The 20,071-nt window shown below is 61.9% G+C and carries 12 protein-coding genes; 9 read left to right on the forward strand and 3 right to left on the reverse strand.

Annotation, left to right across the window (positions count from 1 at the left end):
* Window positions 1–255: 255 nt before the first annotated feature.
* A complete protein-coding gene (gene glnE, locus FH08_RS0106055) occupies window positions 256–3,051 on the reverse strand; it encodes a bifunctional [glutamate--ammonia ligase]-adenylyl-L-tyrosine phosphorylase/[glutamate--ammonia-ligase] adenylyltransferase (RefSeq protein WP_031357469.1) in 2,796 nt (931 codons plus the stop codon).
* 206 nt (window positions 3,052–3,257) lie between these two features.
* On the opposite strand from glnE, the gene FH08_RS0106065 reads away from it, so the two are divergent.
* The 4 genes from FH08_RS0106065 (at window position 3,258) to aroG (ending at window position 11,487) form a co-directional block, all read left to right on the forward strand.
* Window positions 3,258–7,451, forward strand: a complete 4,194-nt coding sequence (locus FH08_RS0106065) for a YhdP family protein (RefSeq protein ID WP_031357470.1) — start codon at window positions 3,258–3,260, stop codon at window positions 7,449–7,451.
* A gap of 98 nt (window positions 7,452–7,549) precedes the next feature.
* Window positions 7,550–8,413: a carbon-nitrogen hydrolase family protein gene (locus tag FH08_RS0106070; protein ID WP_031357471.1), complete on the forward strand. Its 864-nt coding sequence runs from the start codon at window positions 7,550–7,552 to the stop codon at window positions 8,411–8,413.
* A 103-nt stretch (window positions 8,414–8,516) separates the two neighbouring features.
* Window positions 8,517–9,983: a metalloprotease TldD gene (gene tldD, locus FH08_RS0106075; protein ID WP_031357472.1), complete on the forward strand. Its 1,467-nt coding sequence runs from the start codon at window positions 8,517–8,519 to the stop codon at window positions 9,981–9,983.
* Between the two features lie 430 nt (window positions 9,984–10,413).
* Window positions 10,414–11,487, forward strand: a complete 1,074-nt coding sequence (gene aroG / locus FH08_RS0106080) for a 3-deoxy-7-phosphoheptulonate synthase AroG (protein ID WP_031357473.1) — start codon at window positions 10,414–10,416, stop codon at window positions 11,485–11,487.
* Between the two features lie 81 nt (window positions 11,488–11,568).
* On the opposite strand, the gene hmpA is transcribed toward aroG, so the two are convergent.
* Window positions 11,569–12,771, reverse strand: a complete 1,203-nt coding sequence (hmpA, locus tag FH08_RS0106085) for an NO-inducible flavohemoprotein (RefSeq protein ID WP_031357474.1) — start codon at window positions 12,769–12,771, stop codon at window positions 11,569–11,571.
* A gap of 134 nt (window positions 12,772–12,905) precedes the next feature.
* A complete protein-coding gene (locus tag FH08_RS0106095; RefSeq protein ID WP_031357475.1) occupies window positions 12,906–13,457 on the reverse strand; it encodes a cob(I)yrinic acid a,c-diamide adenosyltransferase in 552 nt (183 codons plus the stop codon).
* A 181-nt stretch (window positions 13,458–13,638) separates the two neighbouring features.
* On the opposite strand from FH08_RS0106095, the gene FH08_RS0106100 reads away from it, so the two are divergent.
* The 5 genes from FH08_RS0106100 (at window position 13,639) to FH08_RS0106120 (ending at window position 20,060) form a co-directional block, all read left to right on the forward strand.
* Window positions 13,639–15,054: an FAD-binding oxidoreductase gene (locus FH08_RS0106100; RefSeq protein ID WP_031357476.1), complete on the forward strand. Its 1,416-nt coding sequence runs from the start codon at window positions 13,639–13,641 to the stop codon at window positions 15,052–15,054.
* Window positions 15,055–15,240: 186 nt separating this feature from the next.
* The gene (locus FH08_RS0106105; RefSeq protein WP_031357477.1) at window positions 15,241–16,734 is read left to right on the forward strand and encodes an FAD-linked oxidase C-terminal domain-containing protein; all 1,494 of its coding nucleotides are present in this window, start codon (window positions 15,241–15,243) and stop codon (window positions 16,732–16,734) included.
* Between the two features lie 207 nt (window positions 16,735–16,941).
* On the forward strand, window positions 16,942–18,030 hold the full coding sequence (gene glcE, locus FH08_RS0106110) for a glycolate oxidase subunit GlcE (protein WP_031357478.1): 1,089 nt from the start codon (window positions 16,942–16,944) through the stop codon (window positions 18,028–18,030).
* Between the two features lie 17 nt (window positions 18,031–18,047).
* On the forward strand, window positions 18,048–19,274 hold the full coding sequence (gene glcF / locus FH08_RS0106115) for a glycolate oxidase subunit GlcF (protein ID WP_031357479.1): 1,227 nt from the start codon (window positions 18,048–18,050) through the stop codon (window positions 19,272–19,274).
* Between the two features lie 81 nt (window positions 19,275–19,355).
* The gene (locus FH08_RS0106120) at window positions 19,356–20,060 is read left to right on the forward strand and encodes a YggS family pyridoxal phosphate-dependent enzyme (RefSeq protein WP_031357480.1); all 705 of its coding nucleotides are present in this window, start codon (window positions 19,356–19,358) and stop codon (window positions 20,058–20,060) included.
* Window positions 20,061–20,071: the final 11 nt, after the last annotated feature.

The raw sequence follows: 20,071 nt of genomic DNA on the forward strand, positions 1-20,071 counted from the left end.
TTGCTCGTCCGGCTGGGTAGGCCTCATATCTGGTTTCTGTTCGTCAGGTCGTGGCTTTGCTCCACGCTTCTTTCAGACCCCGCCTCACGACGACGCCCTTGCGCTTCACTAATCCTTCGCCACCATCAGGCTGGATAGGGGACTCTCACCCCCGAGCTGTTGAGCATGCTCGGCACACATCAAAAATCCCGGCCGAGGCCGGGACAATGTTCCAACGTCAAGCCCTGTCAAAGGGTCCAACAAAGCGGCCGGCGTCTACCCAAACACCCGCTTCCAAAGCCCCGTCACAGCCTCCCTCTCCGCCACCACAACATCCGGGTCAACCCGCGCCTTCTCCATCCCGTCGAGCCGCAGCGTGTGCTGCAATTTCCGATAACGCCGGTACGCAGCCGCAACCGTTTCAGCCTCCTCGGCACTGAACAGCCCGAATCCCGCAGCCAGCCGCAACAGCGAAATATTGCCCATATTCCGCACGAATTCAGCGTCTTCGCGCGCGTGCAGCAGCACGCAATACTGCACGATGAACTCGATATCCACCATCCCGCCGCGGTCGTGCTTCAGGTCGAACAACTTGCTCCGGTTCGGATGCCCGGCATCCACCCGCTCGCGCATCACAACAATCTCCTGGGCCAGCGCAGCGGCATCTCGCGGCATCGTAAGAACCTGGGCGCGAATCTCCTCGAAGTGCTCGCCAATCTCCGCATCGCCGGCGCAATAACGCGCCCGCGATAACGCCTGGTGTTCCCAGACCCACGCCGTATTCGCAGCATCGCCCTCACGAATCTGATAGCGCCGGAACGATTCCAGGCTCGTCACCAGCAAACCCGATTCGCCATTCGGACGCAGCCGCAAATCGACATCGAATAACGTGCCCGCACCCGTTGCCGTCGTGAGCCACGTGATCAGTCGGCGGGCGAACGTAGCGTAGATATCGGCAGCAGATTCGTCGGGGTCGTCGTGCAGGAAGATCAGGTCGAGGTCCGACGCGTAACCCAGTTCCTTCCCGCCCAGCTTCCCATAAGCAATCACAGAAAACCGCGGCACCTCGCGGTGACGCTTGGGAAACTGCGACCACACCGTTTCGATAGTGACATCAAGCACCGCATCAGCCAGCGCCGACAACAGGTCGCTCACATGTTCAACAGTGAGCTTGCCGGCCAGATCGATCAGGAGAATGCGAAACACTTCTGCTTGGTGCGCGTGCCGCAGCAAGTTCATCTGCTGCTCGGCGCCATCGGCGGCGGCAATTTGCCCGCGCAAGGATTCGCGAAATTGCGCCCAGTCGAAGGGGCTCGCGATCACTTCATCGTCGAGCAATTCGTCGAGAAGCTGTGGATGGCGGATCAGATATCCTGCCGCCCAACGCGACGCACCCAGCACCGACAACACCCGCTCGAGCGCCGCCGGATATTCGGTCAGCATCGCGAGATAAGAGCCGCGGCGGCTGACCGCTTCGAGCAGGTCGAACAGCCGGGCAATGGTGTCGCCGCGTCGCTCGGGCGGCTCGACGGCCTTCGCGGCTTCGAGCGCACGTTGCGCGACGATGTCAAATCGTTCCCGGCTGCGCTCAGGCAAACCTTCGTATCGCGTCGATTTCCATACGTTGCGCAGACGCGTGAGCACAGCGGTGGCATCGGTGAAACCCAGTTCGGTCATGCGTTCGACCAACTGTTCTTCGGCGCTGTCGTCGGCGAGCGCGCTGCTCCAGACCCACGACGCCGCCGAATCCTCCGCGACCGCACAACCGCCGTCGCCCTTCACCTTGTCGGCGAAAATCTGGTCGAACTGATGCTCCACGCGCGCCCGATGCGCCTCCAGCGCATCGGTCAGCGCCGGGTAGTCGGCAAAACCCATTACGTTGGCCAACACCGCGCGGTCTTCCGGTGCGACCGGCATGGCGTGCGTCTGCGCGTCGTTTCGATACTGCAAGCGGTGCTCCAGCTTGCGCAGGAACAAGTACGCCTCGGTGAGTTCTCTACATACAGTCGCCGATATCAACCCGTGCGCCGCCGCGCGATTCAGCACGGACAAGGTCGGACGAATTCGCAGATCGGCAATCTGGCCGCCGCGGATCAGTTGAAACACCTGCGCGCTGAACTCGATCTCCCGAATGCCGCCACGGCCGAGCTTGATGTCGTCGGCTTTGTCGGGACGCATGGACGCTCGCCGCTGCGCTTCCTGCCGGATCTGCACATGCAGCGCGCGAATCGCGCTGATCACGCCGTAGTCGAGATACCGCCGGTAGATAAAAGGCATGGCCAACGAGTCCAACTGCTTCGAAAGCCGTTGCGCCGCGTCGCTCTCGCCCTCGGAGACCAGCCGCCCCTTGATCCACGCGTACCGCTCCCACTCGCGGCCCTGCACATAGAAATATTCTTCAAGCATGCCGAGCCCGCAGGCGATCGGCCCCGCATCGCCGTTCGGCCGCAACCGCATATCGACTCTAAAGACATAACCGTCTTGCGTCACCTCGGCCAATGCGCCTATGAGCTTGCGGCCGAGCCGCGTAAAATATTCCTGCGTTGATAACGCCGCCCGTTCGCCGCCTGTCGTCTCACCGTCTTCTTCATAGACGAAGATCAGGTCGATATCCGACGACACATTCAACTCACGTCCGCCGAGCTTCCCCATTCCCACTACACCCAGCGTCAAGCGCTGTCCGTCAGGCCCACGCGGCTCGCCGAACGTCACTTCCAGATCCGCCGATAACACCGCGAGCGCGCGCTGGATGGTCAGCTCGGCAAGATCGGTCATGGCGCCCGTGACTTCGGCCACCTGCGCGAGGCCGGCGAGATCGCGTTCCATCACCGTGCAGAAGACCTCGATGCGCAAGCGCCGGAGCGCAGTCTTGAGCGCGGCTTCATCGAGCCGGCCGCCCGCCGAATGCGCCGAACACGCGTCGCACAGGGCGTTCAGCCGCGCTTCTATCCATGCGCGGCGAATCGGCGTTTGTGACCATTCGGCCACCTGCGCCGACAATTCGGGACGCGCGGCATACACGCGTGCGGCATAGTGGGAAGTGCTGGCACTCAGCAAAACGGCGTTGGTCATGAAAGGTCGGGCTCAGTCATTGCTCACAAACAAGTCCGGCAGTGCGCCGGGGCTTTTGCGCACATTGGCGCGCGGTGTGCAGAACGCCGTCCGGCTTGGCTTCGCGGCCGCATCGTAGCGTGTTCCCGCAGTTTTTTGCAGTGCGCGCTGTGTTACATTTCAACGTCAAATCTCGAAAACCTACCATATCGCCGACCCGCCGCAGCATGTCCGACCGAAAGGAACTAGCCGACCCACCCGTAGCCGTACCCGTGAAGCTAGGTGGTCGCGCCGAGCTCGCCTTGTCGTGGGCGCTCAAAGTCCTTCTGGTGCTGGCTGTCGTGGTCTATTTCGGCGTCGCCGGGATCTACCTCGCGCTGCGTTACGCCGTGCTTCCCCAGATCGATGCGTTCAGGCCGCGCATCGAGGAAATGGTCTCGTCGAAGATCCACGCGCAGTTGCGCATCGGGCGCATCACGGCGAAGTGGATCGGCTTCGAACCTTCATTCGATATCGACAATCTCCGGATCGATGCCGCTGACGGCACGCCGGGTCTTGCCGTGCCGCATGCCAGCGCAACGGTTGCGTGGCGCTCGCTGCTGGGTCCTGTCCCGGTGCTCTCGAATCTCACCGTCGATGGCCCGGATGTCGTCATCTCGCGCGCCGCCGACGGGACCTTCAGCGTGGCCGGCGTGCCGATCCAGGCAAAACACACGGGCAACGACGCGTTCATGACCTGGCTGCTCAGACAGCAAGCCATCGTGCTGCGCGACGGCATGCTGCGCTGGCATGACGGCGAGCGCAGCGCGCCGGAACTTGCGCTCAAGCGCATCAAGCTCGCCATTCTCAACGACGGCCCGCATCATCGGCTGGCGTTGCAGGCGCAGCCCGACGGCGACCTGCTGCACGGCCCGCTCGATTTTCGCGCGGACTTCGCCACGCCGCGCTTCAGCGTCTTCGGCCGGCCGGCGAACTGGACGGGCCAGGCGTATCTGTCGACCGGTCCTGTCGATCTGCCCAAACTCTCGCAGTACGTGACAATGCCGTTCGCGACCTACAGCGGACGTTTCGACAACCGCATCTGGATCGACTTCGCGAGCGGCAAGCTGCAAATAGCGGGCGGCGACCTGACCGGCTCCGATATCGCATTGCGCGTGCGTCCAACGCAGCCGCGTCTGGACGTGCCGATCGCGAACTTCCACTGGGATCTTGGGCAGCAGGACGACGAATACACGCTGCGCCTCGCGAACCTGCACGCGGAACTCGGCCAGCCGCCGCTCGCTGACGGAACGCCGGTGTCGCGCCTGCTGGCCTTCCATACGCTGACCGGCCGTTACCGCGCGGCAACCCTGCAACGCGGGCAATTGTTCGGGGTATCGGGTGATGTCGTCGATCTCGGCGTTCTCGGCGAATTCGCGCGCGCGCTGCCGTTGCCGGCGAAGGCGCAAAACGATCTGCTCCGCTTCAACCCGCGAGGCCAGATTGCCAACTACACGCTGCAAACCGAGCGGCCCAGGCCAACGACGGACGCTCAAGTGATGGCACAGCGCCAGACGGGCGCTGAGCCGCCAATGCGCTATACAGTCAAGGGCGACTTGCTCGGCGTGAGCGTGCAGGCCCAGGAACCACCGCCGGGATTGACGATCAACAACCATCCGCGGGCGGGGATTCCGGGCGTCGAAAACCTGTGGGGCAGTATTGATGCCGATCAGGATCATGGCAGCGCGGTCATCGATACGAAAAATACCGCGATCACCATACCGGGCGTCTTCGATAACCCGCGTCTGGTGCTGGACCGGATCGATGGACGCGTGACCTGGACCCTCGCTGAAGCGCCCGGCAAGCAGCACAAGGCGATCACCGCGCACGTGGAGAAGCTGCATGTCAAGAACGCGGACGCGGAAGCGAGTGCGACGGCGGATTACAGGAACGAGGGCGAAGGCCGCGGTTCGCTCGATCTCAAGGCCAAGGCCGCGCGGCTGAATGTGACGAGCCTCGTGCACTATCTGCCGACCAGCCTCAGCGAAAAAGTGCGCCTGTACCTGGGCCACGCGTTGCAAGCCGGTATCTCGCGCAACGGCACCATCGAGATTCACGGCGACCTGACGAAATTTCCCTATTCACGTTTCCCCGACGCCGGCCTGTTCCGCATCGTCGCGCCCTTCTCCGGTGGCAAGTTCGAGCCAACGCCCTATCCGCCCAGGACCATGGCAAACGGCACGCCGAATGTGTGGCCGGCGTTTGATGGTATTGACGGAACGTTTCATCTCGCCAATAACAAGCTGGGCTTCGATATTTCGCGCGGACACTATCTCGGCGTGAGCGTGGTCAAGACGACGGGCCGTATTGAGGACTTGGGCAATCGTGAATCGAAGCTGCTGATCGACGCCGATGCGCACGGCCCGATCACCGACATGCTTCATTACGTGGAAGACAGCTCGCTCGGCGCGCTCTCACACCACGTGTCGACGAAAATCCACGCGACCGGCAACGCCGCGCTTGCGTTGCAACTGGAAATCCCGCGGGTCGCGCCGCCGCCCGGCGTACGGCCGCACGTGGGTTACAAAGGCGGCATAACGTTCAACGGCAACGAGCTTGCGTACGCTGCGGTGCCGCCACTGTCGAATCTCAGGGGGCGGGTGCGCTTCGGTGAGAAAACCGCATCGCTCGATGGCCTCACGGCGAAATTTCTCGGCGGCGACGTGCGCGGCACGGGCGGCGTGAAACCCGACGGCAGTTATGCCTTCGATGTAAACGGCCGCATTGGCGGCGACGCTGCCCAGAGCCTGAACGCGCACGATCAGGCCCAGGCTGCGCAGATTCTCAAGCACATCAGCGGCACCGCACCGTACGACCTGCGTGTGCGCGGCGTGAAAAACGCGTTGCCGCAAGTCGAGGCTAGTTCCGACTTGACCGGCCTCGGCCTGGACTTCCCCGCTCCATTCCACAAGAGCGAGGGCACGCCCATGCCTGTCTCGTTCACGTTCACGCCGGTCGCCGGATCAATGCAGGACCACGACGCGAAACTCACGCTCGGGCCGGTCAAAGCGCATTACTTGCTCAAGCAGACCGGCAAGGAAGCGCCGATCGTCGAACGGGGTGCTATTGGCGTGAACAAACCGGCCGATCTGCCGGCGCAGGGCGTGACGGCCGCGGTGGATATCGACGAACTCGATGCCGATGCGTGGCGCAAGCTGATCGCCGACTTGGGACCGATGCCGCAACCGGATCCGAAAGCGCAATCGCAGGTGGTGAAGCAGTTCCTCCCGAAGCGCTTCACGCTGCATTTCGCGACGGTGAAACTGCTCAACCGGCGCTGGGAAGATGTGGCGATCGGCGCAAATCTCGGCGATGACCGCAAGTGGCAGGCGAACATTGCGTCGGATCAGGTCACCGGCAATGCCGAATGGATGCCGGGCGCGACGAAAGGCAGTCCGGGTGCATTGCAGGCGCGCTTCACGAAGGTCGTGATTCCGGGGAAACAGGAAACCGACCTGGTCACACAGATGATCCGTAAACCGCCGCCCAACATGCCGTCCATCGATTTGATCGTGAACGAACTCGTGGTGCGCGGGCGCACGCTCGGCCGCCTCGAGGTGGACGCACGCAACGACGTGGAAGACAACGTACCGGTCTGGCATCTGGACAAGCTGGACCTGAGCAACCCGGACGCGACACTTTCGGCCACGGCCAACTGGCGCACGATCAGCGGTCCCGTCGGTTTTCCGGCCGACGCCGACGATAACGCCCCTCGCCGCACCGCGCTCGATTTCAAGCTGGACATCATGGATGCCGGTGCGCTGGTCGAACGGTTGGGCCTGCCGCGTACGGTGAAGAACGGCAAAGGCACCGTGACGGGCCAGTTTGGCTGGGACGGCAGTCCGGCCGCGCCCGACCTGCCCACGCTCAACGGCCGACTGAATGTGGACTTGCAGCACGGCCAGATTCTCAAGGTCAATCCGGGCGCGGCCAAGCTGCTGGGCGTGTTCAGCCTGCAAAGCCTCGCGCACTTCCTCACGCTCAATTACGAGGACGTGGTCGGCAAGGGGCTGCCGTTCGAAAAGATCACAGGCACGGGTACGGTTCAGAATGGCATCGGCCGAACCAATGATTTCACGATGATCACGGCGCCGGCCCGTGTCGAACTAAAAGGACTGGTCGATTTGCCGAAGGAAACGCAAGACCTTCACGCCAAGGTCATCCCGACCATCAGCGCGGGCGCCGTGGCGCTGGGCGCGGCCGTGATCAATCCTTTGCTCGGGCTCGGCACGCTGGCGGCCGATCTGCTGCTGTCGAAATCGATTGGAAAAGCGTTCACGATCGACTATTCCATTACGGGCTCGTGGTCCAAACCCGTCATTCAGCGGGTGAAAGGCGATCAGGGTAAGATCGAATCTCCCGCTGCCACGGTGCCCAACTGAGCGCTTTGATCGCGCTCAAGTGAAGTTCTCAAAGGCTGGCGGCAGGCAAATTCGAGCACGAATTTGCCCATGGTTGCGCCCCTTTTTAGCAGGCTGACATGAGCGAAAAATCAAGCGAAGGCATCCCCGGAACGTTCCACGCCGGGACGTTCCACGCCGGGACGTTCCGCGTAGCCGCACTGCAAATGGTGAGTGCGCCGGATCGTGAGCGCAATATCGCGGAAGCGGGACGGCTGATTGCCGAAGCCGCACGCGATGGCGCGCAGCTTGTGCTGCTGCCGGAATACTTCTGCTACATGGGTTTCAAGGACACGGACAAGCTCGCGATCCGCGAGACGCCCGGCCATGGTCCGATCCAGCAGTTCTTGTCGGACGCGGCGCGCGAGCATCGTGTATGGGTGATCGGCGGAACCTTGCCAATGGAATCGCCGGAAGCCGCGCGTGTGCTCAATACCACCCTGGTCTTCGATCCGACCGGCAAGCAGGTTGCCCGCTACGACAAGATTCATCTCTTCAATTTCGAGAAAGGGACGGAATCCTTCGACGAAGCCCGCACGATCTGTCCGGGAAGCGAAGTGCGTACGTTTGATGCGCCATTCGGACGCGTCGGGTTGTCGGTGTGTTACGACCTGCGGTTTCCCGAGCTTTACAGAAAAATGGGCGATTGCGCGTTGATGGTCGTGCCGTCCGCGTTCACCTACACGACCGGCGAGGCCCACTGGGAAACGCTGCTGAAGGCGCGCGCGGTCGAAAACCAATGCTACGTGCTGGCCGCCGCGCAAGGCGGCAAACACGAAAACGGCCGCCGGACCTGGGGCCACAGCATGCTGATCGACCCATGGGGCGAGATCGTGGCCGTAGTGGAGGAAGGAGCGGGCGTGGCAGCCGGAGCCATTGATGCTGCGCGTATAGCATCCGTCCGTCAAAGCCTTCCTGCACTGCGCCATCGCGTGCTGGGTTAGCTTGTTTTTTCGGAGCCCCCCTCCATTTGGTCAGGGTGTGGCATAAATACTCCGACGTTAGAATGCGTTTAATTTCCACAGACTTCTTCGCCACAGGCAACGAATGAACATCATCGAACCCGGCATCCGAAATCTCGCCACCGCGAAAGAGATCCTGCTGACGCCCTACGGCCTCGACGAATCCACGATTACGCGCACGCTGGCCGAGATCTTCACGCACCGCGTGGACTACGCGGACCTCTATTTCCAGTCCACGCGCAGCGAAGCGTGGAGCCTGGAAGAAGGCATCGTCAAATCGGGCAGCTTCAGCATCGATCAAGGTGTGGGCGTGCGCGCCGTGTCCGGTGACCGGACGGCGTTTGCCTACTCGGACGACTTGTCCCCGGAATCCATCCGTCAGGCAGCTATCGCCACACGCGCAATTGCAAAAGCCGGCGGCGGCAAGCACAAGATCAAATCGGCCAGCACGCTGACCGGTGTGTTCGGCCGCGACCTGTACCTGCCGTCCGATCCGCTCACGTCGCTCGACGCCACTGCGAAGGTGAAGTTGCTCGAACGCGTCGAGAAAATGGCGCGTGGGCGGGACCCGCGCATTGTCCAGGTCATGGCGGGTCTGGCGGGTGAATATGACGTCGTGCTGGTCGCGCGCAGTGACGGCGCGCTGGCCGCGGACATCCGGCCGCTCGTGCGGGTCTCCGTTACCGTGATCGCTGAAAAGGACGGACGGCGCGAAATGGGCAGCGGTGGCGGCGGCGGGCGTTACGACTACGCCTATTTCACGGACGAAATCCTCTCCCACTATGTCGATCAAGCCGTGCACGCGGCGCTCGTTAATCTCGATGCGCGTCCGGCGCCTGCTGGCGCAATGACTGTCGTGCTGGGACCGGGCTGGCCGGGCGTATTGCTGCATGAAGCAATCGGCCACGGGCTGGAGGGCGACTTCAACCGCAAGGGCTCGTCGGCGTTTGCGGGGCGCATGGGCGAGCGGGTAGCGGCGAAGGGCGTGACGGTTGTCGACGACGGCACGTTGCCGAACCGGCGGGGTTCGTTGAATATCGACGACGAAGGCAATCCTACGCAATGCACGACCTTGATCGAGGACGGCATTCTCAAGGGCTACATCCAGGACTCGCTGAATGCGCGTCTCATGAAAATGCCGGTAACAGGCAACGCACGGCGCGAATCGTACGCCGCCCTGCCCATGCCGCGCATGACCAACACGTACATGCTCAACGGTGACAAGGACCCGGGTGAAATCCTGGCATCGGTGAAAAACGGCTTGTATGCGGTGAATTTCGGCGGTGGTCAGGTCGACATCACCAACGGCAAGTTCGTGTTCTCCGCGTCCGAGGCGTACATGATCGAGAACGGCAAGATCACGTATCCGGTGAAGGGTGCGACGCTGATTGGCAGCGGGCCGGAATCGCTCAAGTACGTGACCATGATCGGCAACGACATGGCGCTCGACGGCGGCGTGGGCGTGTGCGGCAAGGAAGGCCAGAGCGTGCCGGTGGGCGTGGGCCAGCCGACATTGCGGATCGAAAAGATGACCGTGGGCGGTACGGTTTGAGCGTTTAGCCTGTGGTTTTCCCGCGCCGCGCTTCGTGAAGGATTCGAGCGCACCGCGCGGGAATTCCGCATCGAATGCTCACGTTTATTGCGGAAACAGGCTTCACGGTGCGGGATGTCCGCATTTTGAGGCCTGACAACTTGCCAACCGCGCGTGTTTAAGGTTATAAAGCCAGACGTTCAATTTTTACCCAACGACCAAAACCATCATGTCCGCCAAGTTTTATTTTTACTTTTTTTGGCATCTCAAGCCGCTGGCGGATCGAGAGGGGTGAGTCGTTTGTGTAGAACCCAAGTTTCCCGAAAAACCGCCAGCGCAGCCTGGCGGTTTTTTTATGCCCAATTTTTTGACGACTTTTTGCGCTGTTCGTGATCTGTCGGACGTTACGACCAACGAACACAGCACCAAAACAAGTTCCTGGAGAACCAGCATGCCCCCGCACAACACCGACGATGTCCGAATCCGTGAATTGAAAGAACTGACGCCCCCCGCTCACCTGATTCGTGAGTTCGCCTGCGCCGAAACGGTTTCGGAGCTCATCTACAACTCGCGCCAGTCGATGCATCGCATCCTGCACGGTATGGAAGACCGTCTGATCGTGATCGTCGGACCGTGTTCGATCCACGACACCAAAGCGGCGCTGGAATACGCGGGCCGTCTCGTCGAAGAGCGCAAGCGCTTTGCGGGCGAGCTGGAAATCGTGATGCGCGTGTATTTCGAGAAACCGCGTACGACGGTCGGCTGGAAAGGTCTGATCAACGACCCGTACATGGACAACAGCTTCAAGATCAACGACGGCCTGCGGACAGCGCGCGAATTGCTGCTGCGAATCAACGAACTGGGGCTGCCCGCCGGCACGGAATATCTCGACATGATCAGCCCGCAGTACATCGCCGACCTGATTTCATGGGGTGCGATTGGCGCGCGGACGACGGAATCGCAAGTGCACCGCGAGTTGGCGTCGGGATTGTCGTGCCCGGTCGGCTTTAAGAACGGCACGGACGGTAACGTGAAGATTGCGGTGGATGCGATCAAGGCAGCGTCGCAGCCGCACCATTTCCTCTCGGTGACGAAGGGCGGCCATTCGGCCATCGTATCGACAGCTGGCAACGAGGATTGCCACATCATCCTGCGCGGCGGCAAGGCACCGAACTACGACGCGGAAAGCGTGAACGCCGCCTGCAACGACATCAGCAAGGCCGGGCTGGCCGCGCGCCTGATGATCGATGCAAGCCATGCGAACAGTTCGAAAAAGCATGAGAACCAGATCCCCGTTTGCGCCGATATCGGGCGGCAGGTCGCAGGCGGCGATGAGCGGATCATCGGTGTGATGGTGGAATCGAATCTGGTCGCGGGACGGCAGGATCTGAAGGAAGGCTGCGAGCTGACGTACGGGCAGAGCGTCACGGATGCGTGCATCGGCTGGGAAGACAGCTTGAACGTGCTCGAAGGGTTGGCCGAAGCCGTGAAGCAACGGCGCGTGGCGAGGGGGAATGGGAACTGATTGGCTTGACCTTGGGCTTGAGCTTGGGTTGCAAAGCAGGGCCGCCGTGTCCGGTGGCCCTCGCTTTAACACGCCGTGGCGCTATGCCAGCTCGCCAGACCCGTAAATCTCGGTACGCACCCGCGCCTCCGATACCCCCGCCGCCACCAGCGCTTCTTGCTGCGCGCGCATGAAGGGGACCGGGCCGCACAAATAATAGTCGGCGTCGGGAAGCAGGGTTTTATCGGCGATGCGGGCAAAATCCAGCCGCCCCGCGAAGTCGAAATCCGTTCCCAGGCGGTCATCGGCGTGGGTCTTTTCATAGAAGACCGTACGCGACACGTTCGGATGTTTCGCCACAATCGCGTCGAGCCATCGGCCGAATGCGTGCGTGCGTCCATCCCGGCAAGCGTGCACAAACGATATTTTCCGCTTGCTGTTCTGCGCGGTCAGCGACGTGAGCATCGACACCATCGGCGTAATCCCCACGCCACCGCTAATCAATACAACGGGCGTCGTCTTGGCGGCGTCGAGCGTGAACTCGCCCATTGGCGCGCTGACTTCAACAATTCCGCCAACTTCGATGCCTTCGTGAATCAGGTTGGACACAAACCCCGGCGGCGCATCCTGCGGCCGCTCGCGCTTCACCGATATGCGTAACCACTCCCCGTTCGGTGCGTCCGAAAGCGTGTATTGACGCGGCTGGTCAACGCCAATTTCCTTCACGAACCGCTTCACGCTGACGTACTGGCCCGGTTCGAAATGGCAGACCGGACCGCCATCGGATGGCTTCAAATAAAACGACGTGATCTCGTCGCTTTCCTGTTCTCGCCGAAACACCACGAACGGCCGGAAACCGCTCCACGCCGCCTGGGAATAAAGCGCCTTTTCTGCCTCGATCAAAATCTCCGCGAGCTGCGCGTAAGCCGCGCGCCAGGCGTCGAGCGTGGGTTCATCGACGGCATCGCCCAGTACTTCGGATATGGCCGCCAGCAAATTTTCACCGACGATCGGATATTGCTCCGGCCGGATATTCAGGCTCGCGTGCTTGTGCGTGATATGCGTGACGGCCGAACCGAGCGCACCGAGGTTATCGATGTTCGCCGCGTACGCATACACGGCTCGCGCCAACGCTTGCGGCTGACTGGAACTTTGCTGATGCGCCTGGTTGAAGACGTTTTTCAGCTCGGGATGATGGGTGAACATCCGCTTGTAGAAGTGTGCGGTGATGGTCACGCCATGTTCGGCGAGCACCGGGGCGGTGGCTTTTACGCGGGCAATCTGGTCGGGGGTCAATGCTGTCATCAATGGGCTCCTTTAAAGATGCATTTATAATATATCTTTAAAGGAGCTGCATATTTGGGCGTTTTGTCGCAGGGATATAAGACGATGCTGATTGTGGTGATCGGCAGCGCAATCGGTGCCGGATGCGCCCTACCCTAGATCTTCCGTTCGTGACTCCACAACACGTCCGTTCCGCCATCGGCACGATTCAACACGCGCGCCAGCACGAACAGCAGATCGGATAATCGATTCACATATTGCCGCGGCGCCGCGTTGATCTTGTCCACCCGGCCGAGCGCCACAATCGAACGCTCCGCCCGCCGGCACACCGTCCGGCCGACATGGGCGAGCGAGGCCGAGCGCGATCCGCCTGGCAGGATGAACTCCTTGAGCGGCGGCAACGTCGCGTTGTACTCCTCGATCCATTCATCGATACGAGCAAGGTGCGCCTTCTCGATCATCGAATGGCCGGGAATGCAGAGCTCGCCGCCGAGATCGAAGAGATCGTGCTGGATCGCCGACAACGCGGCGCGCACGTCATCCGGCAGCGGTTCGCAGAGCAGCACGCCGAGCTGCGAATTCAATTCATCGACATCCCCAATCGCTGCGATCCGCGCGTCGTCCTTTTGCACGCGGCTGCCGTCGCCGAGGCCGGTCGTGCCGTCGTCGCCGGTGCGCGTCGATATCTTGCTCAGGCGATTGCCCATGATCTTCTCCAGGTGGCGCAGAACGCCGGTCAGCATCCGCGCTCATTATAGGCAAGGTGCGAGCATCGGCTCGATGCGAGCTTCCAGCGTAAAATGACTACATAAAACGCACGATTCGCGCATTCCGATGCGAAATTTCGTGCTCCCAACATCCCGTCACACCGATGTCCGGAGACATGCCGTGAACCACCCCGTCCCGCCGCTCGCCGTCCGCCGCACCTTCCCCACCGCCTTGCTCGACGCGCTGAAAGCCGCGTTCGCCGAACGCGTATCGACCACCACCGCGGTGCGTGAGCACCACGGCCGCGACGAATCGCCGTTCGATCCGCAACTGCCCGACGCCGTCGTTTTCGTGACCAGCACGGAAGAGGTCCAGACCGTGGTCCGGCTCTGCGCCGAACACAATGTGCCTGTCATTCCGTACGGCAACGGCTCGTCGCTGGAAGGTCATTTGCTGGCGGTCCAAGGCGGTGTATCGATCGATATGTCGGGCTTGAACCAGGTTTTATCGATCGACGCCGAAGACCTGACGGTCACCGTGCAGCCCGGCATTTCGCGCAAGCAGTTGAACGAAGCGCTGAAAGACACCGGGCTGTTTTTCCCCATCGATCCCGGCGCGGATGCGAGCATTGGCGGGATGTCGGCGACGCGTGCGTCGGGCACCAATGCCGTGCGCTACGGCACGATGCGCGAGAACGTGCTCGGCCTCACCGTCGTGTTAGCGGATGGCCGCGTCATCAAGACCGGCACCCGGGCGCGCAAATCGTCAGCGGGGTACGACCTCACGCGCTTGTTCGTCGGCTCGGAAGGCACGCTCGGCGTGATCGTCGAAATCACCGTGCGGCTTTATCCGCAGCCGGAAGCGGTATCGGCGGCGGTGTGCGCATTTCCGTCGATGGGCGACGCCGTGCGCGCCACCATCGAAACCATCCAGATGGGCGTGCCCGTGGCTCGCGTCGAATTCCTGGATTCGCTGGCCGTGCGCGCGATCAACCGCCATTCGAACCTCACTTTTCGCGAATCACCGATGCTGTTCTTCGAGTTCCACGGCACCGAAAGCAGCGTGAAGGAGCAGGCGGAAACGGTGCAGGAAATAGTTGCGCAAAATAGTGGCACGGACTTCGAATGGGCAACGCGGCCGGAAGATCGCAGCCGCCTGTGGAACGCCCGTCACAACGCCTATTTCGCGATGCTGCAACTGAAACCCGGCTGCCGCGCCGTCACCACGGACGTTTGCGTGCCAATCTCGCGGCTGGCCGAATGCGTGATTGAAACGGAGCAGGACCTGAAGGTCAGCACGCTGCCTTGCCCTATCGTCGGCCATGTGGGCGATGGCAATTTCCACGTCGCCATGCTGCTCGATCCGTCGAAACCGGAAGAACTCGAAGAAGCTGAGCGGATCAACCATCGAATTGTGGAACGCGCGCTGCGCATGGGCGGAACGTGTACCGGCGAACATGGCGTCGGGTTGCACAAGATGGGTTTCATGATCGAGGAACACGGTGAGGACGCGATCAGCGTAATGCGTTCGATCAAACACGCGCTCGACCCGAAAAACCTGATGAACCCGGGCAAGATATTCTCGTACGACGCTTGATTGAACGCGGGTTGATTACTTCCGGATAGCCGAGCAGCGAGCAAGCGTGCGGCGCGAATGACGCGCCCGCACGAAAACATGCTCCGTCCCCGTAATTAGCCCGATCGACGGCAGCCACGCGCAGGTGCAAGATCAACGCTCTGGTTTTTGGAATGCTCCAGAGCACAAACACCGCCGGGAGGAGACATGAACGCATCCGCCGAACTAACGCCTGATGTTTTGGCGCAACGTCAGCGCGAAGTGGTCCAGGCGTTGATGGCCGTGCTGCCGACGCATTGCCTGCTGTATCGCGAGGAAGACACGGCCGCTTACGAGTGCGACGGGCTCGCGGCGTACAGGCGGCTGCCGCTTGCAGTCGCGCTGCCCGAAACCGAGGCGCAGGTTCAGCGCGTCGTGCAGATCTGCGCGCGGCTCGACGTGCCGATCGTTCCGCGTGGCGCGGGAACAGGCCTGTCGGGCGGCGCCATGCCGATCCGGCATGGAATCGTGGTGTCGCTTGCGCGCTTTCGCAAGATCGTGGAGGTCGACCCATACGCGCGGACCGCCACGGTCCAGCCCGGCGTGCGCAATCTCGCCATATCCGAAGCCGCAGCTCCGTATGGGCTCTACTACGCGCCCGATCCGTCATCGCAGATTGCCTGCACGATCGGCGGCAATGTCAGCGAGAATTCCGGCGGCGTCCATTGCCTCAAGTACGGCCTCACGTGTCACAACGTGATGCGAGTGCGCGCGGTATCGATGGAAGGCGACATCCTCGAATTCGGTTCGCTTGGGCTTGATGCGCCGGGGCTCGACCTGCTGGCGGTGCTGATCGGCAGCGAAGGCATGTTCGCCATCGTCACCGAGATCACCGTCAAGCTGATCCCCAAGCCGCAAACGGCCCAGGTGATCATGGCGAGCTTCGACGACGTCGTCAAAGGCGGCAACGCGGTCGCGGCGATCATCGCGGCCGGCATCATCCCTGCCGGGCTCGAGATGATGGATAAACCCGCGACACGCGCCGTGGAAGAGTTCGTGAAAGCGGGTTACGACCTCGACGCGAAGGCTATCTTGCTGTGCGAATCGGACGGCACGCACGACGAAGTCATGGAAGAAATCGTCCGCATGACGTCCGTGCTGCGCGAATTTGGCGCGAACCGTATCCAGATTTCGCGTTCGGAAGCCGAACGGCTGAAGTTCTGGTCCGGCCGCAAGAACGCGTTTCCGGCCGCCGGCCGTATCTCGCCTGATTATTACTGCATGGACGGTACCGTGCCGCGCCGCCAGATCGGACCGCTGCTGGCGCGTATTGAAGAGATGGAAAAAAAGTACGCACTACGTTGCATGAACGTTTTCCACGCCGGCGATGGCAACATGCACCCACTGATCCTGTTCAACGGCAACGATCTGGACGAATGGCACCGCGCCGAGGCATTCGGTTCGGACATCCTCGAAACCTGTGTGGAGCTGGGCGGAACGGTGACGGGCGAGCATGGCGTGGGTATCGAAAAGATCAACTCCATGTGCGTCCAGTTTTCGCCCGAAGAACGCGATACGTTTCACGCGATAAAACGTGCCTTCGATCCCCCCGGCCTGCTCAATCCCGACAAAGGCATCCCGACGCGCGCGCGTTGCGCCGAGTACGGGAAAATGCATATTCGCGGCGGCTTGCTGCCGCATCCCGAGATTCCACGCTTTTAAGCGGCGTGCGCAGCGACGTGCGCAGGTGGCATGTTTAGGCAGTGCTTCTAAACGCTGCCTGGTCATGACATCCCATTAATGTCCCTTTGAAGCATCGGCGGTGGTTCCCCGGCGTTCAAGCCCGCACACGTATCCACGTTTATACGAGTGGCCGTGCGGGAACACGCCGATACACTGACCCAAGAGCCATAAAAACCGCGGGACACCATGACAACGGAAGACATTGTCGCGAGCTGGTCCGAGCGTATTCGCGCCGCGACGGCGAGCAACACCCCGCTACGGATTCGCGGCGGCGGCACGAAGGATTGGTACGGACAGACGCTGCAAGGCGAGATAGTCGATACGCGGGCGCATCGCGGGATTATCGAATATGACCCGGCCGAACTCGTGATAACCGCGAAAGCGGGCACGCCGCTCAAAGAGATCGAAGCGCGGTTGGACGAATGCGGCCAGATGCTGCCGTTCGAACCTCCGCACTTCGGGCCAAACGCCACGCTCGGCGGCTGTATTGCAGCCGGACTGGCCGGCCCGCGGCGCGCCGCGGCCGGTGCGCCGCGCGATTTCGTGCTCGGCGCCGTGGTGATGAACGGCCAGGGCCACGTGCTGCATTTCGGCGGCCAGGTCGTGAAGAACGTCGCGGGCTACGATGTCTCGCGGCTGCTTGCGGGCTCGCTCGGCACGCTGGGGTTGATCCTGGAGGTATCGGTGAAAGTGCTGCCGAAACCCGTTGCCGAAGCCACGCTCAAGTTCGAAATGAACGACACGGACGCCGTGCGCAAGCTCAACGAATGGAGCGGACACCCGTTGCCGCTAACCGGTAGCGCGTGGCGTGACCACACGCTCGCGTTGCGCCTGGGCGGCGCGGAAGCAGCGGTGAAAGCGGCGCGGACATCGCTGGGCGGCGAAGTGGTGGACGCGGTTGAAGCCGAGCGTTTCTGGTGCGGTTTGCGCGAGCAACTGGATCCGTTCTTCGCGGTCATACCGCCGAAATCGGCTTTGTGGCGGCTGTCGTTGCCATCGATTGCCGAGCCGATGCACCTTCCCGGCCCGCATCTGATGGAATGGGGCGGCGCGCAACGCTGGTGGATCACCGACGCCGATCCGCAAACCGTGCGCATCAGCGCCAAGCAGGCCGGCGGCCACGCGACCATCTTCCGGTCGAGCGCATCGTATGACCGTAACGCGGGCGTCTTCACGCCCTTGGCCGCCCCGTTGATGAAGATTCATCGTGGCCTGAAAGCCGCATTCGATCCCGCTAGCATTTTCAATCGCGGCCGCCTCTACCCCGACTTCTGAGCTGAAAGACCAACGCGATGCAAACCAACCTCGCCGACTTCATGCGCGACACCGCCGATGGCGAAGAAGCCGAGGCTATCCTGCGCAAGTGCGTGCATTGCGGATTCTGCACGGCGACGTGCCCGACCTATCAGATATTGGGCGATGAGCTCGACGGCCCGCGCGGCCGGATCTACCTGATCAAGCAGATGCTGGAAGGCGCGCCTGTGACACGCAGCACGCAACTGCATCTGGACCGATGCCTCACGTGCCGTAATTGCGAGACCACGTGCCCATCGGGCGTGCAGTATGGACGGCTGGTGGAGATCGGCCGGAAGGTGGTGGAAGCGAAAGTGGAGCGGCCGTTCGGCCAGCGCGTCCAACGCAAACTGCTCGCCAATTTCCTGCCGAACAGCAAGCTTTTCACGCCTGCGATGAAGATCGGCCAGCAGTTCCGGCCGCTCTTGCCCAAAGCCTTGCGGACCAAGATTCCAGTCGCGCAACGGCCGCTGGAGCCGCCAACCGGCACGCATGAGCGCACCATGCTGATGCTCGCCGGCTGCGTCCAGCCCGCCATGATGCCGAACGTCAACATAGCGACTGCACGGGTGTTCGATGCATTGGGCATTCAGATCCTGACCGCGCCGGATGCCGGTTGTTGTGGCGCGATCCGCCTGCATCTCGGCTACAACGAAGAGGCGCTGGACGACGTGCGCAACAACATCGACGCATGGTGGCCGTATGTGGAAAACGGCGTGGAGGCAATCGTGATGAACGCGTCCGGTTGCGGCGCGACCGTGAAGGAATATGCGCACTTGCTGCGCAATGATCCGGTCTACGCGGAGAAGGCTGCACGGATCGTGGACCTGACGCGGGACCTGTCCGAGATCCTGCCGCAATACGAGGACGAACTGACCGCCATGACTAGGCGGCGCGCCGTGCATACCGTCGCGTTCCATCCGCCGTGCACGCTGCAACACGGCCAGCAAATCCGCGGTCACGTGGAGAACTTGCTCACCGCGCTGGGCATAGAAGTGCATCTTCCCGCCGATAGTCATTCGTGCTGCGGCTCGGCCGGCACGTACTCGGTGCTGCAGCCGAAACTCTCGTACGCCTTGCGCGACCAGAAACTCGATGCGCTCGAGAAGCTCGAGCCGCAGCTGATCGTATCGGCGAATGTGGGCTGTATCGCGCATTTGCAGAGCGGCACGTCCACGCCCGTCGTGCACTGGATCCAGCTTGTCGAACATCTGCTGTATGGCTAACGCTGCCGGGAGCGTGCTGGACCGGCTCACGGCATCCGTATAATCGGACCTCTGCTTACTCGATATGCGGCGTCCGATTCCATGTCCTCCTCTCATGTAGCCCGTCACCTCGACGAAGTCCGTCAGCGCATCGCGAAAGCGGCGGCGGACGCTTCGCGCGACGCGTCCACGGTCACGTTGCTCGCGGTATCGAAGACCTTTCCTTCCGAGGATGTTCGCGCCGCCTTCGACGCCGGACAACGCGCGTTCGGCGAAAACTACGTGCAGGAAGCGGTGGCCAAGATTGCTGAACTGGCCGATTTGCGCAGCCAGATCGAGTGGCATTTCATCGGACCGTTGCAATCGAACAAGACGAAAGTGGTCGCCGAGAATTTCGATTGGGTGCATTCGGTCGATCGGCTCAAGATTGCCGAGCGATTGTCTGACCAACGCGGTGGCAATATGGCAGCGCTTAACGTCTGCCTGCAAGTGAATGTGAGCGGAGAGGCGTCGAAAAGCGGTGTGACGCCAGACGAAGCGCTGGCGCTCGCGCGCGCCGTTGCCGCGCTTCCTCGTTTGCACCTGCGCGGCCTGATGGCGATTCCCGAACCGGCCGGCACACTCGATGAACAACGCGCGCCGCATCGGCGGCTGCATGAAATCATGGACACACTGCGCGCGGAAGGCCTGGAACTCGACACGCTTTCCATGGGGATGTCGGCGGATATTGAAGCCGCCATTCTCGAAGGCGCGACCCTGGTTCGTATTGGCACGGCTATCTTCGGCGCACGCGATTATTCCAACTGAACCCTTGATCT

It is taken from the genome of Caballeronia sordidicola, assembly GCF_000729995.1.
Taxonomy (GTDB): Bacteria; Pseudomonadota; Gammaproteobacteria; order Burkholderiales; family Burkholderiaceae; genus Caballeronia; species Caballeronia sordidicola_A.